Annotated in this window: 18 protein-coding genes and 2 pseudogenes; 19 read left to right on the top strand and 1 reads right to left on the bottom strand. The window is 34.3% G+C overall.

Annotated features, from left to right (window positions below):
• Nucleotides 1-26 precede the first annotated feature (26 nt).
• A complete protein-coding gene (locus AC22L0_RS11395; RefSeq protein WP_087966943.1) occupies nucleotides 27-1,970 on the bottom strand; it encodes an elongation factor G in 1,944 nt (647 codons plus the stop codon).
• Between the two features lie 265 nt (nucleotides 1,971-2,235).
• Between AC22L0_RS11395 and AC22L0_RS11390 the strand changes: the two genes are divergently transcribed.
• The 19 genes and pseudogenes from AC22L0_RS11390 (at nucleotide 2,236) to AC22L0_RS11300 (ending at nucleotide 19,903) form a co-directional block, all read left to right on the top strand.
• Nucleotides 2,236-2,664 carry a MarR family winged helix-turn-helix transcriptional regulator gene (locus AC22L0_RS11390; RefSeq protein ID WP_000204172.1) on the top strand — a complete coding sequence of 143 codons (429 nt, stop codon included), beginning with the start codon at nucleotides 2,236-2,238 and terminating at the stop codon, nucleotides 2,662-2,664.
• Between the two features lie 18 nt (nucleotides 2,665-2,682).
• Nucleotides 2,683-3,321, top strand: coding sequence for a nitroreductase family protein (locus tag AC22L0_RS11385; RefSeq protein ID WP_000185390.1), 639 nt, complete (start codon nucleotides 2,683-2,685; stop codon nucleotides 3,319-3,321).
• Between the two features lie 46 nt (nucleotides 3,322-3,367).
• Entirely contained in the window at nucleotides 3,368-3,661 is a 294-nt protein-coding gene (locus AC22L0_RS11380) for a putative quinol monooxygenase (RefSeq protein WP_000583805.1), read from the top strand.
• Nucleotides 3,662-3,873: 212 nt separating this feature from the next.
• Complete coding sequence (locus tag AC22L0_RS11375) at nucleotides 3,874-4,149, top strand: TIGR04197 family type VII secretion effector (RefSeq protein ID WP_000503641.1); 276 nt, start codon at nucleotides 3,874-3,876, stop codon at nucleotides 4,147-4,149.
• Between the two features lie 40 nt (nucleotides 4,150-4,189).
• Nucleotides 4,190-4,552 (top strand): DUF3958 family protein, encoded by a 363-nt coding sequence (locus tag AC22L0_RS11370; RefSeq protein ID WP_000076595.1) that lies wholly within the window; start codon nucleotides 4,190-4,192, stop codon nucleotides 4,550-4,552.
• Nucleotides 4,549-6,021 (top strand): T7SS effector LXG polymorphic toxin, encoded by a 1,473-nt coding sequence (locus AC22L0_RS11365; RefSeq protein WP_087947765.1) that lies wholly within the window; start codon nucleotides 4,549-4,551, stop codon nucleotides 6,019-6,021. The genes AC22L0_RS11370 and AC22L0_RS11365 overlap by 4 nt, the downstream gene beginning before the upstream one ends.
• A 5-nt stretch (nucleotides 6,022-6,026) precedes the next feature.
• Nucleotides 6,027-6,524, top strand: coding sequence for an SMI1/KNR4 family protein (locus AC22L0_RS11360; protein ID WP_000427919.1), 498 nt, complete (start codon nucleotides 6,027-6,029; stop codon nucleotides 6,522-6,524).
• Between the two features lie 583 nt (nucleotides 6,525-7,107).
• Nucleotides 7,108-7,890, top strand: coding sequence for a recombinase family protein (locus tag AC22L0_RS11355; protein WP_048547715.1), 783 nt, complete (start codon nucleotides 7,108-7,110; stop codon nucleotides 7,888-7,890).
• A 158-nt stretch (nucleotides 7,891-8,048) separates the two neighbouring features.
• Nucleotides 8,049-9,284 (top strand): IS110 family RNA-guided transposase, encoded by a 1,236-nt coding sequence (locus AC22L0_RS11350; RefSeq protein WP_087947762.1) that lies wholly within the window; start codon nucleotides 8,049-8,051, stop codon nucleotides 9,282-9,284.
• A gap of 54 nt (nucleotides 9,285-9,338) precedes the next feature.
• Nucleotides 9,339-9,803 (top strand): annotated as a pseudogene (locus AC22L0_RS11345) (CdiA family toxin C-terminal domain-containing protein); the annotation flags it as partial.
• A 34-nt stretch (nucleotides 9,804-9,837) separates the two neighbouring features.
• Nucleotides 9,838-10,227 carry a ribonuclease toxin immunity protein CdiI gene (gene cdiI / locus AC22L0_RS11340; RefSeq protein ID WP_001087574.1) on the top strand — a complete coding sequence of 130 codons (390 nt, stop codon included), beginning with the start codon at nucleotides 9,838-9,840 and terminating at the stop codon, nucleotides 10,225-10,227.
• Between the two features lie 319 nt (nucleotides 10,228-10,546).
• Nucleotides 10,547-11,308: pseudogene (locus tag AC22L0_RS11335) on the top strand (hypothetical protein); the annotation flags it as partial.
• A 28-nt stretch (nucleotides 11,309-11,336) separates the two neighbouring features.
• Entirely contained in the window at nucleotides 11,337-12,584 is a 1,248-nt protein-coding gene (locus AC22L0_RS11330) for a PoNi-like cognate immunity protein (RefSeq protein ID WP_487272266.1), read from the top strand.
• 299 nt (nucleotides 12,585-12,883) lie between these two features.
• Nucleotides 12,884-13,816, top strand: a complete 933-nt coding sequence (locus AC22L0_RS11325; protein WP_087966949.1) for an AAA family ATPase — start codon at nucleotides 12,884-12,886, stop codon at nucleotides 13,814-13,816.
• Nucleotides 13,813-14,922 (top strand): DUF58 domain-containing protein, encoded by a 1,110-nt coding sequence (locus AC22L0_RS11320; protein ID WP_087966951.1) that lies wholly within the window; start codon nucleotides 13,813-13,815, stop codon nucleotides 14,920-14,922. Before AC22L0_RS11325 ends, AC22L0_RS11320 begins: the two co-directional genes overlap by 4 nt.
• A 15-nt stretch (nucleotides 14,923-14,937) precedes the next feature.
• The gene (locus AC22L0_RS11315) at nucleotides 14,938-15,678 is read left to right on the top strand and encodes a hypothetical protein (RefSeq protein ID WP_087966952.1); all 741 of its coding nucleotides are present in this window, start codon (nucleotides 14,938-14,940) and stop codon (nucleotides 15,676-15,678) included.
• A 182-nt stretch (nucleotides 15,679-15,860) separates the two neighbouring features.
• Nucleotides 15,861-16,367 (top strand): DUF3902 family protein, encoded by a 507-nt coding sequence (locus tag AC22L0_RS11310; protein ID WP_087947757.1) that lies wholly within the window; start codon nucleotides 15,861-15,863, stop codon nucleotides 16,365-16,367.
• 258 nt (nucleotides 16,368-16,625) lie between these two features.
• On the top strand, nucleotides 16,626-17,792 hold the full coding sequence (locus AC22L0_RS11305) for a serine hydrolase domain-containing protein (RefSeq protein WP_000710638.1): 1,167 nt from the start codon (nucleotides 16,626-16,628) through the stop codon (nucleotides 17,790-17,792).
• A 356-nt stretch (nucleotides 17,793-18,148) separates the two neighbouring features.
• The gene (locus AC22L0_RS11300; protein WP_087966956.1) at nucleotides 18,149-19,903 is read left to right on the top strand and encodes an adenine deaminase; all 1,755 of its coding nucleotides are present in this window, start codon (nucleotides 18,149-18,151) and stop codon (nucleotides 19,901-19,903) included.
• Nucleotides 19,904-19,957: the final 54 nt, after the last annotated feature.

The following is a 19,957-nucleotide window of genomic DNA, read 5'->3' as shown; positions in this document are numbered from 1 at the left end:
GAGGTGCGAATTGCACCTCTTTTACTTTAATAAGCCTTCAAAACATGAAGTAAATAATCCTTACGATTCAGCGGATTATAATCAACACGTTTTCGAGTAGGGAAGGGAGCCATAAGCTTTGTGAAACCAGCTGGCTTCGTTGTAAATATGCCTTCTCCTTCTGTAAATGAATGAAGCATGCGTTTAAAATTCTCTGTTTTCGCAACAGGTAATGATCCTGTTAATTGGTAAGAATTATTATATAATATAGGCTCTGCAAAAGTTGCTGGAACGGCAGCGAGCTTATACATTGCGGTACTAATTGCTTGCTCCGGTACAGTTAATTCAAACGCATTAACTGGTTCATATACATATGTTGCAGCTTGTTTTAAAGCATCCATTAAAACGAGCGGTGTTAAGTTTCTAAAGTCACTCGCTGTTGTAACAGGACTAGCATAACCAGTATGTGTTAACGTGACGATAATATCTGTAACTTCCCACCCATATAATCCTTGTTTTAACGTTTGAAATACCGTATCTTCAATCGCTTTATGAAATGCTAAAGGTAGTGAGCCGAGCTCAACACCTAATTTATATGTTATACCGCAATTAAGTTCACCACGTTCAACTTTGAATCCGATTGTTGCGTAAAATGGATTCTCTTTTTCACCCATTACTTCAACAGAATTGCCTACGCCAATTGGTTTCTCGATACATACAACTCGCGTATTTGAAAAATTAACCTGCAAATTATATTTCTCATAAAGTGTTGTTTCAATTACTTCTTTTTGTACCTCACCGAAAAGGCGAATATATAGTTCATTATGAACATCGTCTTTCCAAACTTTAATGAGCGGATCTTCTTCACAGAGTTCCATAAGAACAGCGTATAAATTATGAATTTGCTCTTTAGGTACCGCATCAATGGCAGCTTCCATTTGTGGTTCGGCAAAGTGAATATCTTTTATATAATCCGTACGTTCACCGATAATATCACCAATTTTAATATCATTCAGCCCCCACACTTTACAAAACTCACCGCTAGGAACGGTAGAAGTTTGAACGGTATCTCCATTATGAAATAGGCACATTTTTTTTATCTTTTCTTTATGGAATAGAGACTTACTGCGCTGTATATTAACATATTTTCTAACATGTAAGCTACCTGAAAAAACTCTTATATAAGCAACCTTTTCTCCAGAAGGTTCACGTTCAATTTTAAAAACAACACCGGATAATGGTTCCTCTTGTGCCGATGTAAGAGCTGGAATGAGAGCCGGAAGTTTTTCAAGAAGTTCTGTTACGCTCATACCAGTCATTGCTGAACCGAAAAAGATTGGATACACATTCGCTTGCTGTATTTGCTGTTCTAGTTTTTCTCTTAATAGTGCGTCCGGTATTATTTCGTTATTTACATATGATTCAAGTAACGATTCATTAAATGGTGCTAACAGTTCCATACAATCGTCATATGATTTGTATTCAATGATCCGGGCTTCTTTCGTTCCTTCGTTTAGAACAGAGTAGAAGGGGAATGCTTCATTTGAAAGAACCTCTTTTATTTGTTTCATAACTTTTTCAGTGTTTGCGCCACTACGATCAATTTTATTAACGAATAAAATAGTCGGTATGTTTAGTTTCTGTAATGTTCGCATTAAAATTTTTGTTTGTGCTTGCACACCTTCAACGGCAGAGATAACTAAAATCGCACCGTCTAGAACGCGGAATGATCGCTCCACTTCAGCGATAAAATCAGCGTGTCCAGGTGTATCAATGACATTTACTTTTACAGCATCAATAAAGAAAGAAACGACAGATGCTTTAATCGTAATTCCGCGTTGTCTTTCTAATTCCATTGAGTCAGTTTGTGTATTACCACTATCTACTCGGCCAATTTCTTTAATCACATTCGTTTCATAAAGAATACGCTCAGTCAAACTCGTCTTGCCAGCGTCTACGTGCGCGACAATCCCTATATTTATTGTTGTCATTTGTGAATATCCTCATTTCATTTTCCATTTTCAATTCCTCATTTCTATTTGTATATTGCCGCATTATCAATCACTCTCCAGTTCTTTAAATTAGTATTATTATAGTGCAATTAACATTATTTGTAACGCTACAAAGCGCCTTAATTTGAAAAAAATAAAATGAAAACAAAATGCTTGCATTCTAAATCGATATAGATTATATTAATTGACATATCAACTATTGATACATCAAATGTTTTTATTTTGATTGTAAAGGAGGGTTAATTTGACAAGTTCATGCTCAAAAGAAGCGATTATTTTATATAAATTACACTTTCTAAATAAAGAAGTAAGTTCGAAATTTGAAGGGTGTACGGGTATGAGCCAGTCTCGATTAGAGCTTATACTTCAGTTATATGAAGTAGGTGAAATTAGTCAAAAAGCACTTCAACAAGAAGTGAATATTGATAATGCTGCGATAACAAGGCATTTAAAGCAGCTTGAGGCCAATGAAATGATTGTAAGACGTAAAAATCCAGATGATAACAGAATTACGTTAGTTTCTCTTACTGAAGAGGGACGAAATAAAATTCAAGCATTTCAAGAGGAAAAAGAACGTTTTGCAGCATCTGCATTTAAAGGATTAAGTGAGGAAGAACGCGATAATCTTTTAAATATGTTAAATCACATTCAAGAAAATATAAAAGAATTATAAAAAAGGGAGAATACAACTATGACTAACTCAGTAAAAACAAATGATTTTAACGAAATTTTAACAGGACGTCGTTCAATTCGTAAGTACGACCCTTCAGTGAAAATTAGCAAAGAAGAAATGACAGAAATTCTTACAGAAGCAACACTTGCACCATCTTCAGTAAACATGCAACCATGGAGATTCGTAGTGATTGAAAGTGACGAAGCGAAAGCAACACTTGCGCCACTTGCAAAATTCAATCAATCTCAAGTAGAAACATCTTCAGCAATGATCGCTTTATTTGGTGACTTAAACAACTTTGATAACGCAGAAGAAATTTATGGTACAGCAGTAGAGCGTGGACTTATGCCAGCAGAAGTAAAAGAAGATCAAATGAAAAAACTTTCAGCTTACTTCTCTATGGTTACACCAGAAGTAATGAAAGATACAGTATTAATTGACGGTGGTCTTGTAGCGATGCAATTTATGCTAGCAGCTCGTGCGCACGGTTATGACACTTGTCCAATTGGTGGATTTGAAAAAGACCAAATCGCAGAAGCGTTTGGACTAGATAAAGAACGCTACGTACCAGTAATGCTAATTTCAATCGGGAAAGCTGCTGACAGTGGTTACCAATCAGTACGTCTTCCAATTGACAAAGTTGCTGAGTGGAAGTAATCTAATTAGGTCATAGAAATATATGGAATATGAAAGGGGAAACACCATGATTATTATTCACGCAATATTTCAAGTAGACCCAGCAAAACAACAAGCATTTTTAGAAGAAATTCAGCCACTCATTCATGGTTCAAGAGAAGAAAGTGGAAATGTATCTTATGACTTATATAAAGATACAGAAAAAGAAAGTGTTTATACGATGGTAGAAGTATGGAAAGATGAAGCAGCAGTTGCGAGCCATAATACGAGTGAACACTTCACATCTTTCGTTAGTAAAGCAGCACAATTTTTAACTGCTCCGCTTAATATAAAAGCTTATAATGGAGAATTAGTAAAATAATAAGGTAGAAAAAGATGACTTTAGCATATGGCTGAAGTCATCTTTTTTGTATAAGTAGAATCCATTTTGGACTCAGTTATGTTGATAGATAAGCGTTGCTCGCATCCTCAGTAACAGTGCTGAATTGTATGTTAAATTCGAACATTCGGTTTATTGGGATATTTTTCCGTGGTATAATTTTCTTGTAAATAAAAGGTAGAGGGGAGTAAGTAATGGGAGAATTTCAAAGTAATTTGCATACGGCAACGCAACTTGCAACGAAAATGAGAAATGCTTCAGATAGAATGCAAAGTGCTACTAGTCGCTCTATAAATAAGGCAACGCGTACGACACTATCTGTGAACTTCCAAGCACAAGAGGCAAATCAACAAAATTTACAGATCACGAAACAATTTTGTACTGCTTTTCAACAAACAATTGATAATATCCATTCCGTAGCAAATGAATTTGAGAAAATGGATACAGGACTTCAAAAGACTTTTCAATAATGTAACAACCTACGTAAAGGGGAAAAGGTAGGGAGAAAAGATGAGTCAAGAAATTGAAACGAGAATCAGTCAATGTAATCAAAAATTACGAATTATATTTGAAGAACAAAATGAAAACCGAATTGCGCTGCAAAATCAAGAACGAGCTGAGGTTAGTTTTCATGAATGGAAAAATAGAAGTAATCGTTTATTTAACCGAATACTAGAAACTTGGCACGGCGACAAAGAAGTGTTTCACCTTTTTACGAATATGCGGCAAGAAATCGGACAGTATGAAAGAAAACTTACATTCGAATTAGAAAATGAAAAAGAGACGTTGCTTAAAGAAAAACGGCATCTCAGTGAGAAAGAAAACGACCTTTCCTATGAACAGCAGCAACTACAAAGGGAGGCCAATACATGAGTTTAAACATGTATTTGGGAGAAGTACAAAGTCAAACTCAAAGTATGAACGCTATATGTAATGCTACGATTCAAAGTATGGAACAAGCCATTCAATCTATTGATGCATTTGCGATAGACACAGTATTACAAGGACAAACATACAGTAGTGCAAAAGCCTACCTTGTCCAAACATTTCGGCCATTAGCGCAAGGAATCATATGCTTATGTGAAGAATTAATTCGCCAAAATGAAGCATTTCCAAATGAGTTCCAAGCGAAAGTTGCTTCGACAGATGTGATTGAACAAGAAATAAGAGAACAAATAAGGGGAATTAATCAATCGATTACAAGTATAGAAGCAATAGAAGTACTTACACCAATGCCCGGAGTAGGTGCAATTGTAACGGTATTAGGTGCAATGAGAAAAAAACTGGAAGAAAAACTAGAGCATTTATATGAATTCAATCATTCATCCAGCAACAACTACAGCACCGCTCTCCAATTAGCAGCTAGCATCACAGCCGGACTCGCTGAAGTGCAAAGTGGGAAAGGATTTAGTCCTGTGAGTGGTACGTTTCATAGTGAAAAGTTAAATATGGAATGGGCAAAGCAAATTCAAATAATTATAGAAGAGAAAATACGGAAATCTGATAATGGTATTGGAAAAAGTGTAGACTTAGAGCACAATGTGTATAACGACATTGAAGGAATAAGCAGCGAAAATCAATCTATCAATAATAGATTTACAAAAGAAGAGATACAAGCGACACAAAAATACCTTGAAGGAATTAAAAATGGTACAATAAAAGGGAATATAGGTGAGGATTTCCAAGTTGAAACCGATGATTATGAAATGGAGCATAACATTTTTGGCCAGCCAGTCGGTGGTAGAAGGCCAGTACTCAATCCTTTTTTAATCGGTGTGGCGAAGTTTGGATTCGATTTTCTCTTTGGTGATCTTTTCACACTCTTTGACCCAGAAGCTACCTATGGTGAAAAACTCCTAGCAGTTGGGATGATGACTCCATATGGGAAAGGTGTAAAAATAGTTGATAAACTTCATGATTTAAAAAAGGTTGGAGATGTGAAGAAAGCAACGTCTGGGAGTGCGGGGGTTGCTAAGGGTACGGGTAAGACTACAGAACCATACGATGTAGTACCGTATAGGCCAAGCAATTCACCACTAGAAAATCATCATGGCGTTATGGATGTATGGGCTAAACATAATGTCCCCGATTATGTTAGTAGAGGGGCGAATACTCCAACTATAGCTTTAACTAAAGAGCAACACAATGCTACTAAAGCTGTTTATAGACAATGGCTCTTTGAAAAAACAGGGAAAAAGGTTGGAGGTAAAGTAGATTGGAAATCTGTTTCACCAAAAGAAATACAAGAATTGACGGAAAAAATGTTTGATGCTGCGAATGTACCACGTTTAGCTAGACAAGAGTATTATAGGGCCTTTAATCAATATAATTTTAGGGAGTAATTTAGATGGAAAATATTAATCAGTTGATTAAAAAAGTAAAATCATTACCTAATTGTCGAGTTCAGGAGCCTACAGAATTACCGATAATTGATAAGAATAAGCATATGCTACCAGGTGATTTAAAAGAATTTTATAGTCTTTGTGGTGGTCTAACTTTATTTGAAAATGAGGAATATCCTATTCATATTGTTACCCCAGAGGAGTTTATTTTGGCTAATCCCGTAATTGTAGGAGAGTTATGTGAAGAAGATATTTCATCAAATTGGTATATTATATGCAATGATGGTAAGGATGAATATTTAACAATAGATCTTAGTGAAGAAAGACTAGGTAGATGTTATGATAGTTTCTTTGATCGACATGGAATAGTTGGGGAGTCGCAAATTATCGCAACTTCATTCACTGACTTACTTGAAAAACTTATTAAGAATAATGGACAATATTGGTATTGGCTAAAGAGTGAATTTGAATCACTTGGAGATGCTTATGATGATCAAGAGTGAAAAAGAGAGCCTTTAAGTGGGATAAGAAAGTGAAAGAGTTTTTGAAAGTATGTACTCTATGATGGTTGTACCATCATGGAGTACTATGTGCAATGATAGAATAAGAAAACGAGGTACGAGCTTTGGCGAGATGACATTTTACTGGGTGCTGAATATAAACACATGGAATATATATTAAACTAACGAACTCGTACAAACTCGTAAGTTTTAACGTAGTAGTTGTTACCACATATAAAAGGTGTCATACTGTTACTACAAAACTTACAAATTTATGCTACTTAAAAACATATGAACTTAAAGCACTTGATTGTCAATTAAAGGCAACAAGTGCTTTTTGGCGTTTTAGGATAGAAATGATTAGACACATTATAATTTTATAAGTGTGCTAAGTATTAAATTTTTATAGATTGTAATGGCTATGAACAGGGTATGACGATAGTAGAGGAAAAAATAAAGGATTGTGTTATGTTTTGAAGTCATCGTAAAGTACGTTTTTTGCGGATGGACGTTATGCACACGTTATCCGCAAAAAACAGGCAAACGTTACAGAGATTGTAATTACTGTAACGGGAGAGGACTCAATATGGAAGAGAAAGTAGTGGGTTATGTACGAGTTTCAACAGAAGGACAAGTACGTGACGGATACAGCTTAGCGTATCAAGTAGAAGAAATCGAACGTTACTGTATGGAAAACAACTTACAATTGCTTCATGTATATGAAGATAGAGGACTAAGTGGCGCAACTGTTGATGAAAATGGATTAACAGTTGAACGTGAAGGCTTACAAGAACTATTGTCAGATATGGCATATCAACAAGTGAAGCACGTGATTGTACTCAATACATCTCGGTTATGGCGCTCTGATATGGCAAAAGTGTTAATACAACGAGAGCTAAAGAAATACAAGGTAGATGTGAAAGCAATTGAACAACCCAATTACAGTATATACACACATGACCCAAATGATTTTTTAGTAAATGGCATGTTAGAGCTATTAGACCAATATCAACGTCTCGAGATTGCATTGAAGCTAAGTAGAGGCAGAAAGAAAAAAGCGGAACAAGGTGGATATGCAGGTGGTGGTGTGATGTTTGGTTATAGAGTAAAGAAAGGACAAAAAGTGTTAGAAGTAGATACGGAGAAAGCAGTGGTTGTGCGTAGACTATTTGAATTAAGACACTTTTTTAAACATTGGTCGCTGACTCAATTGGCAGAACGACTGAATAGGGAAGGTTATCATACAGAGAAAGGAAAACAATTTACGAAAGTACAAGTAAAACGCATGTTAGACCGAGAGAGTTTTTATCGAGGGGTATATACATACGGGCAAATACAAACAAACGGTAAACATTCAGCAATTATATAACAGTCGTACTTAAAAAAATCGCTCATTTTACTATATGTACTTATGAAGTTATGAAAATGGATAGGCTTGCGTACCTATGCGCATCGGGAGATGAACGCTCGAACTAAGGTTGCCGACGTTTTTATATATGACTAAATCATTGAATAGAGGGATGAGTTATGCATAATAGGCAGAATTATTTGTATGTAGGAGTAGATTTACATAAAGAGCAGCATACGGCTGTTATTATTAATTGTTGGCAAGAAAAATTAGGAGAAATACAATTTGATAATAAACCATCTGCATTTTCGAAGTTTTTATTAGAAGTAGAGACATATGTGAGTGATGGTTTATCAGTTGTATTTGGTTTAGAGGATGTTGGTGGTTATGGAAGAGCGTTAGCGAAATATTTAGTAGATCATAAACAAGTAGTGAAAGAAGTAAATCCAGCTTTATCATTTTTAGAGCGAAAAAGCCATGTGACGACACAAAAAAGTGATAGTTGGGATGCGGAATGTGTAGCACGCATATTGGTAAACAAATTTAATCAATTGCCAGATGCAAAGCCAAACGATTTATTTTGGTCGATACAACAACTAGTATCAAGAAGGAATGCATTAGTAAAAGCACAAAGTGCATTAAAGAACCAACTACATATTCAATTAAACCATCATTATCCAAGTTATAAAAAGTTTTTCTCAGAATTAGATGGGAAAACAGCATTAGCGTTTTGGCAGCAATATCCATTATCCTCTTGTTTAGAGGAGGCGAATATAAAGCAATTAACAGCTTTTTTATTAGATGTTAGCAACAATACATGTTCAGTAAAGAAAGCAAGCGAAATATTAAAACTTGTAAAAGAAGATGGACAAACAATGAAAGAGTATCAAGAAACACGAGACTTTTTAGTAAGAAGTATTGTACGGGATATTGAGTTTAAAAAGAAGGAAATGAAATACATTGAAAGAGAATTAAAACGGTTAGTAAATCTACTAGATTATCAATTAGAGACGATGCCGGGAATAGAACTTGTGACGGCATCAGCATTAATTGCAGAAATTGGGGATGTAAGGCAATTTCCAAATGCCAACAAATTAGCACGATTCGCGGGGATTGCGCCTGTTTACTTTGGTTCTGGCGGAAAAGGTAAGACACATAAAAGCAAACAAGGAAACAGGGCGTTACACGCTTTATTTTATAATTTAGCAGTACAGCAAGTGCAAGTGGCGAAAGGAAGTAAGTTAGCTAGAAGTCCAGTGTTTTATGCATACTATCAAAAGAAATTAAAAGAGGGAAAAACAAAAGGACAGGCATTAGTATGTATTATGAGAAGACTGGTGAACATTATATATGGCATGATGAAACATAAAACGGCATATGAGTTGCCGGTAGTACAAGAGAAGGAAGTAGTTTAATAAGGTTTTATATGGTTTGTTTTTTTATTGTGAGAGTTTAAGATTACAACATAGGGTACGGGTAAAGCTAATAACTTTAAATTTGGAGATAATGCTAAAAATCATTTAAAAAATGTTGAGAATATAAGCACTAAGAAAGGGGTTAGTGGTGGACATAACATGGATGAATTTTACAATCCTTTAAAAAATCAGGGTGTTGATGTAGAAGAATTAATTATATCTAAAAAATCACATTCTTCAATTGAAGGGATTTATGAGATAGAATACAAAATACCTAGAAAAGATATGGCTGGAAATATTGCAGAACCCGTTTCGTATAAAAATATTAAGGAGCCTAAAACAATATACGATCCAGCAATGATTAGTGATGATAAGATATATCAGTGGGGAAAAGAAGCGATGCAAAAGGGAATAATAAATGGTAGGCTTGTTGAAGGTACTGCTTCAAATGGATTGAAGTTCAGAGGTTATTTAAATGATGCTGGGGAGATAACTAACTTTTTCCAAATTCTAGACTGATATTATCAAGATACAATATTTATAGGAGGATAAAATGAATAGTAATTTTGAATTTATTGAAGATAAAGAGAAAAATGATGAATTGATGTCAATATATTTTAACTTTATAAACGGTAAGTACTTGGAAAGAGCTTTGAGTTTTTTTGTAAAAAAAGAGGGGTTTGGACAAGAAATAGTATTCGTTCATTTTCAGTCTGATTTAGATGAATTTGATATGTCACAGCTACCTACACCTTTAGATGATAAGCATGTGTTAGTTGAATTAGATTCTCCAGCTGTTGAGTCTGAACAACAAGTGTATTTGGACTTTGAAACTTTTTATAATTATTTGGAAGAACATGTGAAAAAAGAAGTGGAAAAAAATCCAGAAAGAAATGGATTAATGGATTTATTAGTGCAAGTTAAGCGTAGCTTAAATTTGTAATATCTTATAGCCATTTTACTAGATTCGTAGGGCAGAAAAAGAACTTTTTGAAGAACGCGTTTTTATTAGGATTTTATTATATTTCAATAAGGAAGATTGTCTGATATTGAATAAGTAAAGAGGAAGTTATAGATGAAAAAGACTCAACAAAAGAGACTTCACATTTGAGGTCTCTTTTGTTGATTTCAATTGAAAATTATTATTTGAGCGAATGCACTTTCGTACCTCACATTTCACAGGCACATAGGCTTCAATTGATGCTATATAGTATGTTTTTCAATGTCAAAAAACATTAAAAAAAACAGGGCAAAATTATTAAATAGCCGGGTCCATTGTAGAAATGTTTGAAGGTATCTCGCTCATAGGCGGATCTAATTTCTTAACTATCATGGCAGAAGTAGGAACTGGCGGATTAGCGTCACCAATTGTTATTCCATTAGATATAGCAGCAACAGCTACTGGGGCAAGTCTTTTTGTACATGGTGGATTTGTTTGGAATAAATCGATTCAAAATACTAAGGATACTATTCAAAAAATCCGGTCTTCTGGTGGAGGTGCGGCTAACGGTAAACCTAGCAGTAACAAAAATACAACTGTAGATAATTTTGATGCAAAAACAGCTACAAATAAGCAAAAAGGTAATTATGGTGAAATAAAATCTAGTGACAATTTATTGAATAATCAAAGTTTAAAAGAAGCTGGATTTGATTTAAAGCCAGTCGGAAAAAGTGCACCATCAGGCATAAATGATAAAATAGTAAAAGGAATTGATGGATTATACGAAAATGCAAATGCAGAGTCAAAGATCAAATATGTTATAGATGAAGCTAAGTTTGGTAGTTCACAATTGGGGAAAACTAAAGATGGACGACAAATGTCAAATGATTGGTTGAATGGTGCGAAGACGCGAAAAAGTAGAATATTGAAGGCAGTTGATGGAGATGCAAAATTAGCATCAAAGATTACGAAAGCATTACAAGATCAGGAAGTTGAGAGAGTGTTATCAAGGGTTGATAGTAGTGGAAATGTGAAAACATTTAGAATAGATGCAAAGGGAGACATAATTGGAGAATGGCCATAATTTAAGGCACTAGGAGGAATTGAATAGTATGAGAGATCCTTTATGTATAGAAGAAAAATGTAGAGAAGGAATAGAATATAATAAAGAGTTTATTGAGGAAAATAGAGAGGAGATTAAAAGTTTTGAAGAAGATGAAAGGAATGGTATTCAAAGAAAGGCTAAAGATAATAAAAGTCTTATAGAAGGAAGGTATCTATTAAATTTTAATTATGAGTTAGAGGATATTAACGCAAAATATTCCCTAGGAGAAGCTATCCATACAATAGAAGGAGATTTTGACAACGCTCTTATTGATTTGAGGCATATAGGGGAAAATGAAGTTGGATATTTAAATCTAATTTGGATGATATCTCTAGGGATTTTATTAGAGACGGAGAAAAAGAATCTTGTAAGTTTAGCCAAGCTAGTTGAGAAGGAAAATATGAACGACGCAGTAATCGATTTCCTCTTATGCGCTAGTGATATCGGATACACAAAAATGACGAACAGATATTATAAAGAAAATCCATATGCAAAAACGAGAGAGATTATAGAACTTGCACAAACAGATAAAAAAGAAGCGTCTAAAAGATTGCAAACGTATATGGAGAAAGAATGGTTTAAAGGCCATTATGATTATGAATGGAAAAATGCGCATAAAGAACCTGGATATGTAGGGTATTGGAGCTTTGAGACAGCTGCAATAGTAAAGATACTCGGACTTGATGATACAAGTTTAAAAGATAATAATCATTATCCATATGATTTGGCACATTATAAAAATGAAATGAAATTCAAACATATAGACCTAAGTGAATATCACTATGAAGATGAGACAGAAGAAATCGAGGATATAGTAGAAGGAATTGAACATAATCCTGCACTGGAAAATATTATTCCGCCAAAATGGCATTCATTGGTCAATGAATTGATTCATGACTATGAGAATATGGATGATAGTAGTTTTTATGAAAAATACAAAAAAACGATAGGAATAGGTCAAGTGTGGTTCTTACCACAAGAGTATGAAGAAGAAAATAAGCAAAAAAATCTATTAGGAAGTTTAATTGTGTTTGCCCTGACGGTAAGAGATTATATATTACAATTGGATTATAAAGAGGATTTAGAGGACTACATTGATAATCTTAAAAATTTCTGGAATGGATCAGAAACAAAGTTAATTCAATTTATGTTAGAGAATGATCAAAATTATTATGCATGGGTACCAAAAGAAGCAAACATCCCAAATATGTATGAAGTGAGGATAGAGAGTGTCGATGTAGAGGAAGTTCTATAACGATAAAATAGAAATGGTTTTCATTATATGTAATATTAGAATGCATTTTACTAGTTAATTGAAAATAATGCATGCGTGGCAGAAAAAGGGTGTATTGTTACTAAAAAGTACAGGGAAAGAAGGCTGTTGGATTGAGTTAAGCACCTCATTGTCAATATACGACAATAGGTGCTTTTTGCGTACAATGAAGAAAAAATAAAAGATTCATTTTCACTATATTTCATCTTTGAAATAAATGTTATAATTTGGAAAAAATATATTTTTAATTTTTAGAAAATTAAAAGGTGGTAGATTACTATATGAGTACATTAAAGAAAATTACTAACAATATTTCGAAAGTTATTATAGGAAAAGATGAATCGATTGAACTGGCAGCTATAGCTCTTATAGCAAGGGGACATATTTTATTAGAAGATGTACCTGGAACAGGAAAAACAACGTTAGCGAAAAGTTTGGCTAAAAGTGTGGACGCTAAATTTCAAAGAATACAATTTACAGCGGATACTTTGCCTGGAGATGTTATTGGTCTTGAATATTTTCATGTAAAGGAATCGAATTTTAAAACAAGGTTAGGACCGATTTTTGCAAATATCGTATTAGTGGATGAAATTAATCGAGCTGTACCGAGAACACAATCTTCGTTACTTGAGGTTATGGAAGAGCGTACTGTTACAATTGCGAAACAGACACATTCATTACCAGAACCTTTTTTAGTTATAGCAACGCAAAATCCACTCGAATCAGCGGGCACATTTCCGTTACCAGATGCTCAGTTAGACCGGTTTTTACTCACAATACGCCAAGGTTATCCTACGAGAGAAGCTGAAAAGGAAATGATGAATCGGTTTCAAATGAATGATCCATTAGAAACGTTACATTCTATTATTTCAAGTGAAGAAATTATTACGATGCAAAAGCGTGCAAGAGAAGTGTTAGTAGGGAATGATGTGCAAGATTATCTCCTTGAAATTATTGAAGCAACTCGTAACCATGAGTTAATTGAAATTGGTGTAAGCCCTCGGGGAACGTTGGCATTTATGAGAGCAATTCAAGCACGGGCAATATTAAATGAAAGAGATTACTGTACGCCAGATGATATTAAGACGCTCGCTGCATCCGTTTGTGCTCATCGTTTAACGTTAACGATTGAGGGAGAGATGAAAACGACGAAAGAACAAATTATGAAAGAAATTCTTCATACGATTAGTGTGCCAGTGGAGAATGTACGATGAATCAACAGCTTGCGTATACACCTTTAGCGGAGCCTTTCGTAATGGGGGTTATGTCAGTTGTAGCCGTTATTTTAAGTGTATTTTCAAGTAATCTACTGTTTTTATCTCTCGTATTTTTATATGTAATTTTAATAGGTGCTATGCATGTATATATACGTAAAGTATCTCGTGTTGAATGGGAATACAGTCAAGGGAATTCGAATGTTTTTATAGGTGAAACGAATATGTGCAAAATGAAAATTTCAAACAAGTCGATATTTCCTATTCTTAATATCGTATTTCGATTTAAATGTGAAAATAAGCTAACTTGGAATCATGATGAAATAAACAAAAATTATAGTACAGGTTCAAATTATTATATGAATTTTAATTTAAAAGGAAGGGAGTCAGTTTTATTTGATTTGCAAGCTGTAGCGTTAAAAAGAGGCATCGCGAAATGGGAAGAAGTTGAAATTGTTATTACTGATCTCTTTGGATTTATAACGAACCATATAACATATAAACAAGTTGATACGCCCTCTTATTTAGTCTTACCAGCTGTTCCGAAAATACAAGTTCCTGAATTACAAGAATGGTCACGAGGATTTCGAAAAGCGATGTCTTCACCCTTATATGATGAAACGAAAGTAATGGGAGTAAAGTCTTATGAAAATGAAGATTTTCGTTCCATCCACTGGAGTGCAACAGCGAAAACAGGGACGCTAACTGCGAAAAAGTATGAGCGAACACAATGTGATAAATACGCGATTTATCTCAACTTGCAAAATAAAAGTGGTGTTTCTTTGCGAAATGATATAGAGGAACTAATTGAATTAACAGCAGGTATATGCAAACAACTTCTTATGCAAAACTGTTCGTTTGAAGTATGGATCAATAGTGTAAAAGATAACGGTTTGCTACACATAAAAAATGGGGATAATCGGAAACATTTGCAAAATGTATTAAAGGTACTTGCCTCGATATCAGACCAAGATACGCCTATATCTTCTTCTTACTTTTACACAGCAGGCTTTCGTCGAAAGGAACTGGATGCGGTTCCTTTAATTATTGGTACTTCACCAAAGAAATACAGTAGAACGAATAAATGGATTGTAATGAAAGAATAAGAAGGGGCTTATGTCATGGTGAATAAGAAGCGGCATATGAAAGTGAAGTTATGGAGTGTAAGAACTTTAATCATACTTTTCTTTGCGATTAGTGCGATAACGTTATCACAAGGTGTTGTGTATGTACAGGACATAGTAAAAGAGCGTTTTTTCAGTAAGACTAAGACAATATCGGAAAGAAATTATGACTTTACTAGTATAGGTGAAAATTTCGATGATTCCAAAATAGATGAAGATGAATATGAAGAAGTAGAAGATACAGGTATAAGAACGAAAACGGGTAAAAAATTTCAACCTTTCGAAAGAGAAAGTCTATGGAGTGACGTGCTTTCTGTTCTTTCAAATATATGGATTACTATAGCTTTTTATGTGATAATTGCAATATCAATTATATATGCCATCTACAAGTATATTAGGAAAAAATTGACGAAAACAGAAATAGTACAGGAGAAAGAATTGATTACAAAGCAAACTGCGGTAAGAAGCATAAAGAATGAAAAAGTCATTCATCAGTTAGAACAGCCGTTACCGACAGATAAGATAAGAAAAACGTTAGTTGAATGGGAAAGAACATTACCATTTCATGAACAGAGAAGGTCCTATGAAACGATGCAACAATGGTTAAAAAGAATTTGTAGAACAAGGGATATTATCTTGTTATATGAGTCTGTTCGTTATGGTGAAAAGACGTATACGGATTTAGATGTGGAAGAAATAATGAAGTGGGTAGAGGGAGATGGGAAGGTGGATACATAAATATTCACCTTTTCTTTTTTATATGGAAATTTGATTAACATGAATTATTTTCTTATATGAAACCGTATTCAAATAGGTAAACAAAATTAACTTTATTTACTTATACTTCATTACATGTTAACCTATACTTAATTTTTATAAATAATAATTAATTTTTGGTTTTTTAAGGGTGTGAAAATGTAATGAAATCGGTATTAAAAAGCATACTTATTTCCTTTGTTTTTTCTGCAGTAGGTATGTGTTGGTTGCTGTTCTTATTATTCAAAGGGGACGGAGACTGGTTATTGTCTTGGATAGGCGTATTAATGGCATATTTATCTTTATATACTTTAATAGATTTATATTGTAAAAATACATACGATAAAAAAATAAATAAATGGCTTATAAAAACAGCGGTGACTAGTTTTAGTTTTTCTGTATTAGGAATCTCATTTTGTATCATACATGAGCTATTAACACCATGGAGTCTTAGTTTAATGGTGTGGTATTGGTTGCTAATGTTAGTATTATTTTTAACAACTATAATATCATTAATCAGTTTAGTATTTGTTAATCGTAAAAATCACAATTTCACCGTTAGATATAGAATGCTCATACTTCTAAATGTATTTCTTACACTAGGACCAGTATTATGGCCGCTATTACTTTCTATTATTGGAAATGGTATGAATGCTAGTGCGGGCTGGTAAAAAGGAATATAAATTAGTTGTGTAAAGAATAGGATGAAAAGTTGATATAGTATTTTAAATGTTTAAGAGAACATGTTTACATAAAAAATGAAAACATGTTCTCTTTTTATTTGCATGCATAACTCTTCCTCAGTTTACCGTATTTAAATTTAAACGTAAGTATTTCGTAAGGAATGGATAAGAAAAAAGAGAGATTTATCATATAGGATGAAAGTATAGCTTGAATCAATCCGATATTAATGGAGGAGAGAAAGCCTTATGAAAAAATGTAATTCAATTAAGTTAGCAAGTTTTGCAGTTTTATTAGCGGGTACTGCTCTATTTACACCTGGTTTTACTGTGACTGCAGAGTCAACTCAAAATATTTCTAGTTCGTCACAAGTACATGATCAAAAGAATCGTAATGGCTGGAAACAAGTAATGCAGGAAACAGTACAGCTTGGTGCTGTAGGAATATTAGCTAAGACGTCTAATAACGGAAAAACTAGTAGTTTTACTGCTGGCGTGGCGGACTTAAGTACAAAGAAACCGGTGAATTCGGATTATCGCTTTCGGATTGGTAGTGTGACGAAGTCGTTTACTGCCACGACTATTCTTCAATTAGTAGGAGAAAATCGCTTACAACTTGACGATCCAATTGAAAAGTGGCTACCGGGTCTCGTGCAAGGAAATGGGTATGATGGTAATCAAATTACGATACGACAACTTTTGAATCATACGAGTGGTATCGCTGAATACTTAAAGTCAAAAGACGCGGACATAATGAATTCGAAAAAAACGTATACAGCAGAAGAAATAGTGAAAATAGGCCTTTCGCTGCCTCCAGATTTCTCGCCGGGTAAAGACTGGTTGTATTCAAACACAGGATACGTAATACTAGGAATGCTTATTGAAAAAATAACCGGAAATAGTTATGCGGAAGAAATCGAAAAGCGAATTATTGAACCTTTGGACCTATCAAATACGTTTTTACCAGGAAATTCACCCGTCATCCCAGGAAAGAATCATGCTCGTGGATATGTGAAAATGGAAGGAACAGGCGAGTTGAAAGATATTACGTATTATAATCCAAGTTTAGCTAATGCAGCTGGAGATATGATTTCTAATGCGGATGATTTAAATAAGTTCTTTTCATCTTTACTCGGTGGTAAGTTACTGAAGGAACGCGAGCTAAAAGAAATGCTTACTACAGTTCCTATAGAAGGAAAAGGGGTTGGTGACGCATACGGTCTTGGAATCTATGAGACTAAACTTCCAAACGGTGTTTCAGTTTGGGGGCATGGAGGTGGAATTCCTGGATTTACAACTTTTGCTGGGGGAGTAATTGGAGGCAAACATACATTGGCTATCAGTCTCAACTCTATAGGTGGGGTCGATATTGTTCCGCAGTTTAATAAAATGATGCAAATTGAATTTAATAAATAGATGAAAAGAAAGTGAATGGAATTTTGTTATAGTTATATTTAAAAGAGGTGCTTTTTTAAGTTCGCAACTATGGACAGTAGTTGCATTTATGATATGGCATCAAGTGTATTTCAAAGTGAAAATCAATCTTAATGCTTACGATAAAAATAAAAAGGATGTCAGTTACATGACATTCTTTTTATTTTGGATAAAAAAGGTATGTATGTAGTTCTGAAAATTGTTATTTTAAAAATTATTAAATATAATGAAGGATATAGGGGCGCCAATTGGGGAGTTATGAATGGAAAATACTTTAGTTAGTTAAGTATTTCTCGTTTTAATCAAAATAATTATGAGTTGATTTGGAGTTGAATACAATGGGGGAAAATCATTATAAATGGAGTAATAAACAATTACGAGAGCATGTTGAAGTAATAGATGGTAAAAGAAGTCCGCACATTTTATGTAAGAACGCAACTTATTTAAATTCCTATATGCGCGAGTGGATGCAAGCAAATATTTGGATCTATGATGACCGGATTGTTTATGTAGGGGAAAAACTGCCAGTGCAACTGCATGAATGTGAAGTCATTGATTGTGATGGAAAGTATGTAGTTCCAAGTTACATAGAACCTCATGCACATCCATATCAATTATATAATCCTGAAACTTTAGCGAATCATGCGATGCAGTTTGGGACAACAACTTTTATTAATGATAATTTAACTTTATTTTTCACATTAAAGCGTGAAGAAGCATTTCGTTTATTAGATGAATTCAATAAGATTCCAGCAAGTATGTATTGGTGGTGCCGTTTTGATGGACAGACTGAATTGCAAAACGGGGAAACTTTATTTAATCGTGAAGAAATAATAGAATGGCTTAAGCATAAAGCAGTTCTTCAAGGCGGCGAGCTAACAGCATGGCCAAAACTATTACATGGCGATGATGAAATGTTAACTTGGATGCAGGAAACGAAGCGATTGCAGAAGAAAGTAGAAGGACATTTTCCAGGTGCATCTGAAACGACTTTAGCGAAGTTAAAACTGTTAGGTACAGATTGTGATCATGAAGCGATGACAGGGCAGGAAGCTTTCACTCGTCTTATGCAAGGTTACACTGTTTCCCTAAGAAATTCTTCAATCCGCCCAGATTTAGAAGTTTTACTGAAAGAATTGTTGGAACTAGGCGTAAAGCAGTTTGATAGATTCTTTTTTACAACAGACGGCTCACATCCTTCGTTTTATGAGAATGGAATGACAAACGTTATGATTTCTACCGCGATAAAACAAGGAGTGCCAGTAATAGATGCATACGATATGGCAAGTTATAATATTGCTCGTTATTATAATATGGAACATGTACATGGTTCGATTGCGACAGGTAGAATTGCTAATATCAATATTTTAGAAAGTAAAGAAAACCCAGTACCAATTAGTGTCCTTGCAAAGGGGAAATGGGTGAAGCGTGACGGTGTAAATACACATGAGGCATTACATATAGACTGGAGTAAACATAAAGTAACTCCATTATCATTAGATTGGTCAATAGAAAAAGAGGATATGATTTTCTCTAATAAAACGGGGATACACTTATTAAATAACGTTATTACAAAACCATACACTAGTGAAATCAATATAGACTGTGATGAATTGTCCACAGATCATGATGAATGTTTCCTTATGATGATTGCTCGTGATGGCAGTTGGCAAGTGAATATAGCTGTCAAAGGTTTTGCAAAAGAACTAGGTGGGCTTGCTAGCTCTTATTCTGGTACAGGTGACATCATTCTTATCGGAAAAAGAAAAGAAGATATGCTTACAGCTTTTCGTAGAGTAAAAGAGCTCGGTGGTGGAATGGTCATAGTAGAAAACAATGAAGTGTTACACGAAATAGCATTACCATTGCTCGGGATTATGTCTAATTTAAAAATGAGAGAATTAATACAGGAAGAGAAACAGATGGTGAAATTACTACAAGAGCGTGGCTACGCGTATGATGATCCAGCATTTACAATTTTATTCTTTTCTGCGACGCACTTGCCTTTTATACGAGTAACACCTATAGGATTATATGATGTGAAAAGTAGTAAGGTAATTGCCCCGCCCGTGAATTTGATAAAGCAATATTAAAAGGAAAGATCCTATAAAAATTTTATTTTATAGGATCTTTCTTATTATTAGCAT

The sequence above is a fragment of the Bacillus sp. LQ01 genome, from assembly GCF_057624735.1.
This window is presented reverse-complemented; position numbering and strand designations above follow the sequence as displayed.

Excerpts from the sequence above, each read along its gene's own strand:
- AC22L0_RS11330 (WP_487272266.1), top strand. The coding sequence starts at position 11,337 with ATGAGAGATCCTTTATGTATAGAAGAAAAATGTAGAGAAGGAATAGAA.
- AC22L0_RS11360 (WP_000427919.1), top strand. The coding sequence starts at position 6,027 with ATGGAAAATATTAATCAGTTGATTAAAAAAGTAAAATCATTACCTAAT.
- AC22L0_RS11310 (WP_087947757.1), top strand. The coding sequence starts at position 15,861 with ATGAAATCGGTATTAAAAAGCATACTTATTTCCTTTGTTTTTTCTGCA.
- AC22L0_RS11385 (WP_000185390.1), top strand. The coding sequence starts at position 2,683 with ATGACTAACTCAGTAAAAACAAATGATTTTAACGAAATTTTAACAGGA.
- AC22L0_RS11320 (WP_087966951.1), top strand. The coding sequence starts at position 13,813 with ATGAATCAACAGCTTGCGTATACACCTTTAGCGGAGCCTTTCGTAATG.
- AC22L0_RS11380 (WP_000583805.1), top strand. The coding sequence starts at position 3,368 with ATGATTATTATTCACGCAATATTTCAAGTAGACCCAGCAAAACAACAA.
- AC22L0_RS11305 (WP_000710638.1), top strand. The coding sequence starts at position 16,626 with ATGAAAAAATGTAATTCAATTAAGTTAGCAAGTTTTGCAGTTTTATTA.
- AC22L0_RS11300 (WP_087966956.1), top strand. The coding sequence starts at position 18,149 with ATGGGGGAAAATCATTATAAATGGAGTAATAAACAATTACGAGAGCAT.
- AC22L0_RS11365 (WP_087947765.1), top strand. The coding sequence starts at position 4,549 with ATGAGTTTAAACATGTATTTGGGAGAAGTACAAAGTCAAACTCAAAGT.
- AC22L0_RS11395 (WP_087966943.1), bottom strand. The coding sequence starts at position 1,970 with ATGACAACAATAAATATAGGGATTGTCGCGCACGTAGACGCTGGCAAG.
- AC22L0_RS11375 (WP_000503641.1), top strand. The coding sequence starts at position 3,874 with ATGGGAGAATTTCAAAGTAATTTGCATACGGCAACGCAACTTGCAACG.
- AC22L0_RS11355 (WP_048547715.1), top strand. The coding sequence starts at position 7,108 with ATGGAAGAGAAAGTAGTGGGTTATGTACGAGTTTCAACAGAAGGACAA.
- AC22L0_RS11315 (WP_087966952.1), top strand. The coding sequence starts at position 14,938 with ATGGTGAATAAGAAGCGGCATATGAAAGTGAAGTTATGGAGTGTAAGA.
- AC22L0_RS11325 (WP_087966949.1), top strand. The coding sequence starts at position 12,884 with ATGAGTACATTAAAGAAAATTACTAACAATATTTCGAAAGTTATTATA.
- cdiI (WP_001087574.1), top strand. The coding sequence starts at position 9,838 with ATGAATAGTAATTTTGAATTTATTGAAGATAAAGAGAAAAATGATGAA.
- AC22L0_RS11350 (WP_087947762.1), top strand. The coding sequence starts at position 8,049 with ATGCATAATAGGCAGAATTATTTGTATGTAGGAGTAGATTTACATAAA.
- AC22L0_RS11370 (WP_000076595.1), top strand. The coding sequence starts at position 4,190 with ATGAGTCAAGAAATTGAAACGAGAATCAGTCAATGTAATCAAAAATTA.